General features: G+C 52.2%; 8 protein-coding genes, 2 tRNA genes and 2 rRNA genes. 2 read left to right on the top strand and 10 right to left on the bottom strand.

Annotation, left to right across the window (positions count from 1 at the left end; translation table 11 throughout):
- Position 1: 1 nt before the first annotated feature.
- The 5 genes from ilvD to ilvL form a co-directional block, all read right to left on the bottom strand.
- Positions 2–1,852 (bottom strand): dihydroxy-acid dehydratase, encoded by a 1,851-nt coding sequence (gene ilvD, locus OGX89_RS16670; RefSeq protein WP_003829028.1) that lies wholly within the window; start codon positions 1,850–1,852, stop codon positions 2–4.
- A 158-nt stretch (positions 1,853–2,010) separates the two neighbouring features.
- Positions 2,011–2,940 (bottom strand): branched-chain amino acid transaminase, encoded by a 930-nt coding sequence (locus OGX89_RS16665; RefSeq protein ID WP_003829030.1) that lies wholly within the window; start codon positions 2,938–2,940, stop codon positions 2,011–2,013.
- Between the two features lie 17 nt (positions 2,941–2,957).
- Entirely contained in the window at positions 2,958–3,221 is a 264-nt protein-coding gene (gene ilvM / locus OGX89_RS16660; RefSeq protein WP_003018017.1) for an acetolactate synthase 2 small subunit, read from the bottom strand.
- A complete protein-coding gene (gene ilvG, locus OGX89_RS16655) occupies positions 3,218–4,864 on the bottom strand; it encodes an acetolactate synthase 2 catalytic subunit (protein WP_126957737.1) in 1,647 nt (548 codons plus the stop codon). The genes ilvM and ilvG overlap by 4 nt, the downstream gene beginning before the upstream one ends.
- Positions 4,865–5,003: 139 nt before the next feature.
- Complete coding sequence (gene ilvL, locus OGX89_RS16650) at positions 5,004–5,102, bottom strand: ilv operon leader peptide (RefSeq protein ID WP_001311244.1); 99 nt, start codon at positions 5,100–5,102, stop codon at positions 5,004–5,006.
- Between the two features lie 352 nt (positions 5,103–5,454).
- Between ilvL and OGX89_RS16645 the strand changes: the two genes are divergently transcribed.
- Entirely contained in the window at positions 5,455–6,975 is a 1,521-nt protein-coding gene (locus OGX89_RS16645; RefSeq protein WP_126957739.1) for a YifB family Mg chelatase-like AAA ATPase, read from the top strand.
- A 24-nt stretch (positions 6,976–6,999) separates the two neighbouring features.
- On the opposite strand, the gene maoP is transcribed toward OGX89_RS16645, so the two are convergent.
- Positions 7,000–7,338: a macrodomain Ori organization protein MaoP gene (gene maoP, locus OGX89_RS16640; protein ID WP_003018025.1), complete on the bottom strand. Its 339-nt coding sequence runs from the start codon at positions 7,336–7,338 to the stop codon at positions 7,000–7,002.
- 106 nt (positions 7,339–7,444) lie between these two features.
- On the opposite strand from maoP, the gene hdfR reads away from it, so the two are divergent.
- The gene (gene hdfR / locus OGX89_RS16635) at positions 7,445–8,290 is read left to right on the top strand and encodes an HTH-type transcriptional regulator HdfR (protein ID WP_008787063.1); all 846 of its coding nucleotides are present in this window, start codon (positions 7,445–7,447) and stop codon (positions 8,288–8,290) included.
- Positions 8,291–8,390: 100 nt separating this feature from the next.
- On the opposite strand, the gene OGX89_RS16630 is transcribed toward hdfR, so the two are convergent.
- The 4 genes from OGX89_RS16630 to OGX89_RS16615 all read right to left on the bottom strand — a co-directional run bounded on the left by OGX89_RS16630 (position 8,391) and on the right by OGX89_RS16615 (position 11,770).
- Positions 8,391–8,466, bottom strand: a tRNA-Trp gene (locus tag OGX89_RS16630).
- Between the two features lie 52 nt (positions 8,467–8,518).
- A tRNA-Asp gene (locus OGX89_RS16625) sits at positions 8,519–8,595 on the bottom strand.
- Between the two features lie 55 nt (positions 8,596–8,650).
- Positions 8,651–8,766: ribosomal RNA gene (rrf, locus tag OGX89_RS16620) — 5S ribosomal RNA — on the bottom strand.
- 96 nt (positions 8,767–8,862) lie between these two features.
- Positions 8,863–11,770, bottom strand: a 23S ribosomal RNA gene (locus OGX89_RS16615).
- Positions 11,771–11,893: the final 123 nt, after the last annotated feature.

The raw sequence follows: 11,893 nt of genomic DNA, 5'->3' as shown, positions 1-11,893 counted from the left end.
ATTATCCCCCGAGCTTCGACTTATCGCGCACCGCACCTTTGTCGGCACTGGTTGCCAGGCTGGCGTAGGCGCGCAGTGCAAAGGAGACCTGACGCTGACGATCTTTTGGCGTCCAGGCTTTGTCACCGCGAGCTTCCTGCGCTTCACGGCGCGCAGCGATTTCCGCATCACTCAGTTGCAATTGAATGCCACGATTCGGGATATCGATGGCAATCATGTCACCATCTTCGATAATCGCGATATTACCGCCGCTGGCCGCTTCCGGAGAAACGTGACCAATGGAAAGCCCCGAAGTACCGCCGGAGAAACGACCGTCGGTAATCAGCGCGCAAGCCTTACCGAGGCCCATCGATTTCAGGAAGGTGGTTGGGTAGAGCATTTCCTGCATGCCTGGTCCGCCTTTCGGCCCTTCGTAGCGAATGACAACCACGTCGCCAGCCACCACTTTACCGCCGAGGATGGCTTCAACCGCATCGTCCTGGCTTTCATACACTTTTGCCGGGCCGGTGAATTTCAGGATGCTGTCATCCACGCCTGCGGTTTTTACAATACAGCCGTTTTCCGCGAAGTTACCGTACAGAACTGCCAGACCGCCGTCTTTGCTATAAGCGTGCTCCAGCGAGCGAATGCAGCCTTCAGCGCGGTCGTCATCCAGCGTATCCCAACGGCAATCCTGTGAGAATGCCTGGGTAGTACGAATGCCGGCCGGGCCGGCACGGAACATTTTTTTCACCGCGTCGTCTTTGGTCAACATCACGTCATACCGATCAAGCGTTTGCGGCAAAGTCAGACCCAGCACGTTTTTCACGTCGCGGTTCAGCAGTCCGGCACGATCCAGTTCGCCTAAAATACCCAGAACGCCGCCTGCGCGGTGTACGTCTTCCATATGGTATTTCTGCGTGCTCGGCGCCACCTTACACAGCTGCGGGACTTTGCGGGACAGCTTGTCGATATCACTCATGGTGAAGTCGATTTCCGCTTCCTGCGCGGCCGCCAGCAGGTGCAGAACGGTATTGGTGGAACCGCCCATGGCGATATCCAGCGTCATGGCGTTCTCAAACGCCGCTTTGCTGGCAATGTTGCGCGGCAGGGCGGAGGCATCATCCTGCTCGTAATAGCGTTTGGTCAGCTCGACGATGCGCTTACCTGCGTTGAGGAACAGTTCTTTACGGTCGGCGTGAGTCGCCAACAGCGAACCGTTACCCGGCTGCGACAAGCCCAGCGCTTCGGTCAGGCAGTTCATCGAGTTAGCGGTGAACATACCGGAACAGGAGCCGCAGGTTGGGCAAGCGGAACGCTCAACCTGCTCGCTTTGTGAGTCGGAAACTTTCGGGTCAGCGCCCTGAATCATCGCATCAACCAGGTCAAGCTTGATGATTTGGTCAGAGAGCTTGGTTTTCCCGGCTTCCATCGGACCGCCGGAAACAAAGATCACCGGAATATTCAGGCGCAAAGAGGCCATTAACATCCCGGGGGTGATTTTGTCGCAGTTGGAGATGCAGACCATCGCATCAGCGCAGTGGGCGTTAACCATGTACTCAACGGAGTCAGCGATCAGCTCACGCGACGGCAGTGAATACAGCATGCCGCCATGGCCCATGGCGATACCATCATCCACAGCAATGGTGTTGAACTCTTTCGCCACGCCGCCTGAGGCTTCGATTTGTTCGGCAACCAGCTTACCGAGATCGCGCAGGTGGACGTGACCCGGCACAAACTGGGTAAAGGAGTTCACCACAGCGATAATCGGTTTGCCGAAGTCATCATCGGTCATCCCGGTAGCGCGCCACAATGCGCGGGCACCCGCCATATTGCGGCCGTGGGTGGTGGTAGCAGAACGATACTTAGGCATGCTTGATTAACTCCCGTCTGTCTTTCCCCTTCATACTTCACGCCGCAGGTGCGTTGACCGCCTCGCTCACCCCAGTCACTTACTACAGTAAGCTCCTGGGACTTGCTGCGTTGCCGTCTTCCTGCAACGTGAATTATTTTGGGGGAATATTAATTTTGTTATTGGTTTACTGAATCCAACCAGCCGTATTTATCTTCCGTTTCACCGGTGAAGAGGCCAAAGAAGGCCTGCTGGATGCGTTTGGTGACCGGACCGCAGCGGCCTTCGCCCACCTGGATACCATCGACACTGCGTACTGGGGTGATTTCAGCCGCGGTACCGGACATGAACACTTCGTCGGCCAGGTACAGTGATTCACGGGACAGCACCTGCTCACGCACTTCGATATCGAGATCTTTCGCCAGCTTAATGATCGCGTCACGGGTAATACCCGGCAGTGCAGAAGAGGTAAACGGCGGGGTAAACAGAATACCGTCTTTTACTTCAAACAGGTTTTCGCCCGCACCTTCGGAGATGTAACCATTCACATCCAGCGCAATGCCTTCCTGATAGCCATGACGACGCGCTTCGCTACCCACCAGCAGCGAAGACAGATAGTTACCGCCCGCTTTAGCAGCAGTAGGGATGGTGTTCGGCGCAACGCGGTTCCAGGAAGAAACCATCGCGTCGATCCCCTGCTCCAGTGCTTCAGCACCGAGGTAAGCGCCCCACGGGAACGCGGCGATGATCACGTCAGTGGTGTATCCCGCTGGCGGGTTAACGCCCATCCCCACGTCGCCAACAAACACTAGCGGACGGATATAGGCGCTGGTCAGATTGTTTTTACGAATCACCTCGCGGCAAGCTTCCATCAGCTCATCAACGCTCTGAGAAACCGGAAAACGATAGATCTTGGCTGAATCACGCAGACGCTGCATATGTTCGCGATGACGGAACACCACCGGCCCTTTGTGAGAATCGTAGCAACGGATGCCTTCGAATACTGAAGTACCGTAGTGCAGCGCGTGGGACATCACGTGGACCTTCGCGTCTTCCCAACGAATCATCTCGCCATTAGACCAAATGTAATCAGCTTTTTTCGTCGTCATTTTTCTTCCTTTTGCGCTCAGGCGCGGATTTGTTGTGATGTGGTTGTGCTCTGGCAGATAGCAACATGTGCAACGTCTACCAGTTTACTTAACTGACTAAACAGTAAGTCGACCGACCGGGGGCTGGCAACGGTCAATTCGATATTTATATTTTGCGCATCGCTGGCGGCTTCCATATTCATGGAGCACACCTGAAAACCACGATGGCGTACCACGCGTAAAACACGTTCTAACGTTTCCGGATTGAAACGAGCCTCAACGGCGACCTGATGTTGCATCATGATAATTTCTCCAGCATTTCTGAGTTACTGGCACCTGGTGGTACCAGAGGCCAGACATTCTCAAGTTCGTCGATTGAGACATGAAGCAGGTATGGCCCCTCGCTGTTCAGCATGGTGTCGAGTGCCGCTTCAACCTGGTCTTTACGGGTGATGTGTTGACCTGGTATGCCGAAGGCGCTGGCCAACATGAGGAAATCGGGGTTATCGGTAAGGGTGGTTTCGCTATAACGTTCCTGGAAAAACAGCTGCTGCCATTGTCGCACCATGCCTAACCGCTGGTTGTCGAGTAAGACTATTTTCAGCGGCAATTGCTTGCGTTTTACGGTGCCCAGCTCCTGTACATTCATCATGAAGGAGCCGTCACCGGAGATACAGATTACCGTATCGTTCGGGCGAGCAACCTGCGCACCAACCGCTGCTGGCAGGCCAAAGCCCATCGTACCCAGGCCGCTTGAGGTGATGAAATTTTCCGGGCGGGTGTAGGTCATATGCTGCGCCGACCACATCTGATGCTGACCAACATCCGTTGTCACTACGCTGTCTGTGGGTTTGCGATCGGACAACTGCTTCAACAACAGTGGCGCGTAGATAGCCTCACCGGGATGATCATAGCGCCAGGTATGCTCTGTGCGCAGTTCAGCGCTATGCTGACGCCATGCGTCAATCTTCAGAGATTGCTGCAATGCCGGCAGCAGAGAATTTAAATCACCCTGCAGGGCGACGTGCGCCTGGCGCAGTTTGTTCATTTCCGCCGGGTCAATATCCATGTGGATCACGCTGGCGTTCGGTGCGAAGGTATTCAGCTTGCCGGTCACCCGGTCATCAAAACGCGCACCCACTGCAATCAGTAAATCACATTCTTGCACCGCGAAATTTGCCGCTTTAGTGCCATGCATTCCCAACATACCCAAATAGTATGGGTAGTAAGCTTCTACTGCGCCCAGCCCCTTCAACGTGCAGGCGACCGGCATTTGGGTTACCGCGATAAATTCACGCAGGGCCGGGACCGCCTGCGCCATACCAACGCCGCCACCGACGTACAGGATCGGTTTTTGCGCCTGCGCCAGCATTTTACGTGCCTGCTCAACATCCGCGTGCGGGAAAACCTCTACATTTTCGACGGTCGTAAAATACGGCTCCAGCGTACCGCTGGCCAGCTGGATGTCTTTCGGGATATCAACCAGAACCGGACCCGGACGACCGGAGTTCGCCACAGCGAAAGCCTCTGCCATGATGCGCGGCAGCTCTTCCAGTGACTGCACCAGGAAACTGTGTTTGGTGCAGGACAAAGACATACCGAGAACGTCCACTTCCTGGAACGCATCCGTTCCGATGAAAGGTGAGGCCACCTGACCGGTGATCGCCACCACAGGAACAGAATCTAACAGCGCATCGGCGAGTCCGGTGATCAGGTTGGTAGCGCCAGGACCTGAAGTGGCGATACACACGCCGGTTTTACCGGTCGCACGGGCATAGCCAATTGCCGCCATTGCCGCGCCCTGCTCGTGTCGGCACAACAGGTGTTCTACGCCGCCGTCATACAACGCATCGTAAACCGGCATAATTGCGCCACCAGGATAACCAAAGACGGTTTGAACCCCTTGTGCACGCAACGCATGTACCACCCACTGTGCCCCATTCATAGTTACATCCCCGCCGTAAATCTTGAGAAACAGAATTTTATGCTACCGCTCACTTTCTGCTCCTCATGTATGTTTTTAAGGTCAAAAAAAACCCCCGGACCTTTCGGTGCGGGGGTCTTAGTTCGTTAAGGCTTGTTTTCTAAGCCTTTCCTCGTCCAAGTGCAGCCCCGCACGGTGGGATAATAATCACCACCACGCTAATCACGACCAGGCTAATCACTCGTAGAAGGGCTGTCATTTTTGTATTTTCTTGCATCTTGTTCGAAGGAATACCTAAAGAGTTACCATAGAATTTGCAAATGACACAAGATATTTTTTTATTCGTTTTTCTGACGCCGTTAACGGTTTAGATAAATATCATTGTTTTTTATACAAAAAATCAAAAGTGAAAATATTTCACGTTTCAGGTGATTCTCGGCAACCCGTTCCCTACTAAAAACGTTATTCAAAAGCGTTTGCGGGCGCTATTCCAGGCTTTATGCAAGCAGTATTGAGCTACATAAAAACACGGGAATAAGCCTCTAAAAACCGTAATTATGTGAAATCTTGCCGCGATGTATTGCGACATAATGCTTTCATCAGGAGGGCTTATGTCACTATCGATTGTTCACACACGCGCTGCGCTGGGCGTGAATGCGCCAGCTATTACCATCGAGGTACATATCAGTAATGGTTTGCCTGGTTTAACCATGGTGGGATTACCCGAAACAACGGTAAAAGAAGCCCGCGATCGGGTTCGCAGTGCGATTATTAATAGCGGTTATGAATTCCCGGCGAAGAAGATAACCATAAACCTCGCTCCGGCCGATCTCCCGAAAGAAGGGGGACGATATGATTTACCTATCGCAGTTGCGCTTCTGGCAGCGTCTGAGCAGCTTACAACCCATAACCTCGATACATATGAGCTGGTAGGCGAATTAGCGCTTACAGGCGCGTTACGCGGCGTTCCCGGTGCGATATCAAGTGCAACTGAAGCTATTCGCGCAGGCAGGAGAATTATTGTCGCAAAAGAGAATGCAGCTGAAGTGGGACTGATACACGGTGAAGGGTGCCTTATTGCCGATCATCTACAGGCTGTATGCGCATTTCTCGAAGGTAAGCATGATTTAGACAGACCATCATCGGCAGATTTTACCCCCTGCGCATTAGCAGATGATCTGAGCGATGTTATCGGCCAGGAACAAGGTAAACGCGGACTGGAACTTACCGCAGCTGGCGGTCATAACCTCTTACTCATCGGGCCGCCGGGAACGGGTAAGACCATGCTGGCCAGTCGCCTGAGAGGATTGCTTCCGCCACTGAGCAATGATGAGGCACTGGAAAGCGCCGCGATTCTAAGTCTGGTCAATTCCGACACGCTACAAAAACAGTGGAAACAACGCCCTTTTCGTTCGCCGCATCACAGTGCTTCATTAACCGCCATGGTCGGTGGAGGCTCTATTCCTGCGCCAGGCGAGATATCTCTGGCGCATAACGGCATACTGTTTCTGGATGAACTTCCCGAGTTTGAGCGGCGCACGCTGGATGCACTGCGAGAGCCCATTGAGTCCGGGCAGATTCATTTATCCCGCGCTCGGGCAAAAATAACTTACCCCGCGCGTTTTCAGCTTATTGCTGCCATGAATCCCAGCCCAACAGGACATTATCAGGGGAACCATAACCGCTGTACCCCAGAGCAGACACTACGCTACCTCAATCGATTATCAGGTCCATTTCTTGACCGCTTCGATCTCTCCCTCGAAATCCCCTTACCGCCGCCCGGCATACTCAGCCAGAGCCAGGTAAAAGGGGAAGATAGCGCAACGGTGAAGCAACGCGTTATGGCAGCACGAGAGCGTCAGTATCAGCGGCAGAATAAGTTAAATGCGCATCTGGACAGTCAGGATATCCATAAATACTGTCCATTGCGTAGCGACGATGCGCAGTGGCTTGAAGAAACGCTCGCGCATCTCGGATTATCCATCCGCGCCTGGTTACGCCTGATAAAGGTCGCTCGAACGATCGCGGATATAGAACAATCTGACCATATATCTCGCCAGCACTTACAGGAGGCTGTTGGGTATCGGGCGATAGACAGATTACTCATTCATTTGCAGAAACTACTGGCATAAAAAAAGGGCTTTCGCCCTTTTTTATTAATCATCAGATTCGGTGTAGTCTTCCGCACCTTCCACCTGAGGTTTCCCGCCAGACAGCGTGTGGAAGCGTTTTGGACGCTTAATGCGCGTCATGTATTTGGACCACACACGTTCAGCTTCGGTAACCGGTTCGCGCTCACCACGGCATACCGCAACAAACAGTTTTTCTTCTTCCGTTACCGGCTCACGCTTGCCCAGATCCAGCTCGTTGAAAGCATAACCGTGACGCTCAAGCAGTTGTGCTTCTTTAATGGTGAAATCACCATGACGGGAGAATCCGCGGGGATAATATTTATTATCGAAATATCGATTAGTCGTCGTAAAGCTTTCCGCCATCCTGCACGCTCCTAATTCTTTGGCCGAGCTATTTATGGCGCGGAGTATTAGTTACGCTTGACAGAGCGTCAAACAAAAGATTTAAATCATAACGACAAATAATTTTATGGAGCGAGTTGTGGATACGGAATTGTTAAAAACTTTCCTGGAAGTTAGCCGGACACGCCACTTTGGCAGGGCTGCTGAAGCGCTCTATCTGACCCAATCAGCGGTTAGTTTCCGGATCAGACAACTGGAAAATCAATTGGGTGTAAACCTGTTCACCCGACACAGAAACAATATCCGTTTAACCGCTGCAGGTGAAAAATTATTACCTTACGCTGAAACGCTGATGAATACGTGGCAAGCAGCACGTAAGGAGGTTGCGAATACCTCGCGGCATAACGAGTTTTCTATTGGTGCCAGCGCATCCCTCTGGGAATGCATGCTTAATGGCTGGCTGGGGCGTTTGTACCAATCCCAGGAGCCACAATCCAGCCTGCAATTTGAAGCGAGGATCGCGCAGCGACAGTCGTTAGTAAAACAGCTTCATGAACGACAGCTTGATCTATTGATTACTACCGAAACGCCCAAAATGGACGAATTTAGCAGCCAACTGTTGGGATATTTCACGCTGGCGCTCTATTGCAGTTCTCCTTCACAAACCAAAGATGAACTGAATTATCTGCGTCTGGAATGGGGACCTGACTTTCAGCAACACGAGGCTGGATTGATTGCGGGAGATGAAGTGCCGGTACTTACCACCAGTTCGGCAGAATTAGCCAGGCAGCAACTTTCAGTCCTCAAAGGTTTTAGCTGGCTACCGGTCAGCTGGGCTAAAGGTAAAAGCGATCTCCATACGGTTACCGACAGTACAACGCTTTCACGCCCGTTATATGCAGTTTGGCTGCAAAATAGCGATAAACATGCGCTGATTTGCGATCTGCTGAGAACGAATATTCTGGAAGATTAAGGAAAATGCTGGCAAGGATGCCGGGAGTAAAATAGAAAGAAGGAAAAACTCAAATTACAGGTAAAAAAAAATCCTTAGCAATAATGCTAAGGATTGTTTCTGGCAGGGGCGGAGAGACTCGAACTCGCGACACCCGGTTTTGGAGACCGGTGCTCTACCAACTGAGCTACGCCCCTAAATCTTCTTATCATTAAGCCTGCTTAGTAGCAGGCTTAATTTTCTAATAAGTGGCGGAACGGACGGGACTCGAACCCGCGACCCCCTGCGTGACAGGCAGGTATTCTAACCAACTGAACTACCGCTCCACCGAATTTCTTTGTCACCACCCGGATTCTTCATCCCGGTTTACTGCAATTTGATGCCTGGCAGTTCCCTACTCTCGCATGGGGAGACCCCACACTACCATCGGCGCTACGGCGTTTCACTTCTGAGTTCGGCATGGGGTCAGGTGGGACCACCGCGCTACAGCCGCCAGGCAAATTCTGTTTATCAACACGCTTTTGCATGTCAATCTAATCTGTAATCAGGCTGAATATTGTCTCTGTCTTTCGCCAAAACATCTTCGGCGTTGTAAGGTTAAGCCTCACGGTTCATTAGTATCGGTTAGCTCAATGTATCGCTACACTTACACACCCGACCTATCAACGTCGTCGTCTTCAACGTTCCTTCAGGACTCTCAAGGAGTCAGGGAGAACTCATCTCGGGGCAAGTTTCGTGCTTAGATGCTTTCAGCACTTATCTCTTCCGCATTTAGCTACCGGGCAATGCCATTGGCATGACAACCCGAACACCAGTGATGCGTCCACTCCGGTCCTCTCGTACTAGGAGCAGCCCCCCTCAATTCTCCAGCGCCCACGGCAGATAGGGACCGAACTGTCTCACGACGTTCTAAACCCAGCTCGCGTACCACTTTAAATGGCGAACAGCCATACCCTTGGGACCTACTTCAGCCCCAGGATGTGATGAGCCGACATCGAGGTGCCAAACACCGCCGTCGATATGAACTCTTGGGCGGTATCAGCCTGTTATCCCCGGAGTACCTTTTATCCGTTGAGCGATGGCCCTTCCATTCAGAACCACCGGATCACTAAGACCTGCTTTCGCACCTGCTCGAGCCGTCACTCTCGCAGTCAAGCTAGCTTATGCCTTTGCACTAACCTCCTGATGTCCGACCAGGATTAGCTAACCTTCGTGCTCCTCCGTTACTCTTTAGGAGGAGACCGCCCCAGTCAAACTACCCACCAGACACTGTCCGCAACCCGGATCACGGGTCTACGTTAGAACACCAGCCATTAAAGGGTGGTATTTCAAGGATGGCTCCATGCAGACTGGCGTCCACACTTCAAAGCCTCCCACCTATCCTACACATCAAGGACCAGTGTTCAGTGTCAAGCTATAGTAAAGGTTCACGGGGTCTTTCCGTCTTGCCGCGGGTACACTGCATCTTCACAGCGAGTTCAATTTCACTGAGTCTCGGGTGGAGACAGCCTGGCCATCATTACGCCATTCGTGCAGGTCGGAACTTACCCGACAAGGAATTTCGCTACCTTAGGACCGTTATAGTTACGGCCGCCGTTTACCGGGGCTTCGATCAAGAGCTTCTCCTTACGGATAACCCCATCAATTAACCTTCCGGCACCGGGCAGGCGTCACACCGTATACGTCCACTTTCGTGTTTGCACAGTGCTGTGTTTTTAATAAACAGTTGCAGCCAGCTGGTATCTTCGACTGATTTCAGCTCCATGGGTAAACCACTTCACCTACATATCAGCGTGCCTTCTCCCGAAGTTACGGCACCATTTTGCCTAGTTCCTTCACCCGAGTTCTCTCAAGCGCCTTGGTATTCTCTACCTGACCACCTGTGTCGGTTTGGGGTACGATTTCGTGTTACCTGATGCTTAGAGGCTTTTCCTGGAAGCAGGGCATTTGTTACTTCAGCACCGTAGTGCCTCGTCATCACACCTCAGCGTTAATAAGGTACCGGATTTACCTGGAACCTCCGCCTACATGCTTAAACCGGGACAACCGTCGCCCGGCTAACATAGCCTTCTCCGTCCCCCCTTCGCAGTAACACCAAGTACAGGAATATTAACCTGTTTCCCATCGACTACGCCTTTCGGCCTCGCCTTAGGGGTCGACTCACCCTGCCCCGATTAACGTTGGACAGGAACCCTTGGTCTTCCGGCGTGCGGGTTTTTCACCCGCATTATCGTTACTTATGTCAGCATTCGCACTTCTGATACCTCCAGCATACCTCACGATACACCTTCAACGGCTTACAGAACGCTCCCCTACCCAACAACACATAGTGTCGCTGCCGCAGCTTCGGTGCATGGTTTAGCCCCGTTACATCTTCCGCGCAGGCCGACTCGACCAGTGAGCTATTACGCTTTCTTTAAATGATGGCTGCTTCTAAGCCAACATCCTGGCTGTCTGTGCCTTCCCACATCGTTTCCCACTTAACCATGACTTTGGGACCTTAGCTGGCGGTCTGGGTTGTTTCCCTCTTCACGACGGACGTTAGCACCCGCCGTGTGTCTCCCGTGATAACATTCTTCGGTATTCGCAGTTTGCATCGGGTTGGTAAGTCGGGATGACCCCCTAGCCGAAACAGTGCTCTACCCCCGAAGATGAGTTCACGAGGCGCTACCTAAATAGCTTTCGGGGAGAACCAGCTATCTCCCGGTTTGATTGGCCTTTCACCCCCAGCCACAAGTCATCCGCTAATTTTTCAACATTAGTCGGTTCGGTCCTCCAGTTAGTGTTACCCAACCTTCAACCTGCCCATGGCTAGATCACCGGGTTTCGGGTCTATACCCTGCAACTTAACGCCCAGTTAAGACTCGGTTTCCCTTCGGCTCCCCTATTCGGTTAACCTTGCTACAGAATATAAGTCGCTGACCCATTATACAAAAGGTACGCAGTCACACCCCAAAGGGTGCTCCCACTGCTTGTACGTACACGGTTTCAGGTTCTTTTTCACTCCCCTCGCCGGGGTTCTTTTCGCCTTTCCCTCACGGTACTGGTTCACTATCGGTCAGTCAGGAGTATTTAGCCTTGGAGGATGGTCCCCCCATATTCAGACAGGATACCACGTGTCCCGCCCTACTCTTCGAGTTCACAACACATGCACTTTTGTGTACGGGACTTTCACCCTGTATCGTGCGACTTTCCAGACGCTTCCACTAACACACATGCTGATTCAGACTCTGGGCTGCTCCCCGTTCGCTCGCCGCTACTGGGGGAATCTCGGTTGATTTCTTTTCCTCGGGGTACTTAGATGTTTCAGTTCCCCCGGTTCGCTTCATTACGCTATGTATTCACGTAATGATAGTGTGACGAATCACACTGGGTTTCCCCATTCGGAAATCGCCGGTTATAACGGTTCATATCACCTTACCGACGCTTATCGCAGATTAGCACGTCCTTCATCGCCTCTGACTGCCAGGGCATCCACCGTGTACGCTTAGTCGCTTAACCTCACAACCCGAAGATGTTTCTTTCGATTCATTATCGGTTTGCAAAAATTTGAGAGACTCGAACACACCGCTTTTCATTTCTTATTACGGAGAAATGAAACAGTGTGTCGTTTCAATTTTCAGC

Source organism: Citrobacter sp. Cpo103, assembly GCF_030332605.1.
Taxonomy (GTDB): domain Bacteria; phylum Pseudomonadota; class Gammaproteobacteria; order Enterobacterales; family Enterobacteriaceae; genus Citrobacter; species Citrobacter portucalensis.
This window is presented reverse-complemented; position numbering and strand designations above follow the sequence as displayed.

Coding starts and splice junctions, on each gene's coding strand:
- hdfR (WP_008787063.1), top strand. CDS start 7,445: ATGGAGCGAGTTGTGGATACGGAATTGTTAAAAACTTTCCTGGAAGTT.
- OGX89_RS16665 (WP_003829030.1), bottom strand. CDS start 2,940: ATGACGACGAAAAAAGCTGATTACATTTGGTCTAATGGCGAGATGATT.
- ilvL (WP_001311244.1), bottom strand. CDS start 5,102: ATGACAGCCCTTCTACGAGTGATTAGCCTGGTCGTGATTAGCGTGGTG.
- maoP (WP_003018025.1), bottom strand. CDS start 7,338: ATGGCGGAAAGCTTTACGACGACTAATCGATATTTCGATAATAAATAT.
- ilvM (WP_003018017.1), bottom strand. CDS start 3,221: ATGATGCAACATCAGGTCGCCGTTGAGGCTCGTTTCAATCCGGAAACG.
- ilvG (WP_126957737.1), bottom strand. CDS start 4,864: ATGAATGGGGCACAGTGGGTGGTACATGCGTTGCGTGCACAAGGGGTT.
- ilvD (WP_003829028.1), bottom strand. CDS start 1,852: ATGCCTAAGTATCGTTCTGCTACCACCACCCACGGCCGCAATATGGCG.
- OGX89_RS16645 (WP_126957739.1), top strand. CDS start 5,455: ATGTCACTATCGATTGTTCACACACGCGCTGCGCTGGGCGTGAATGCG.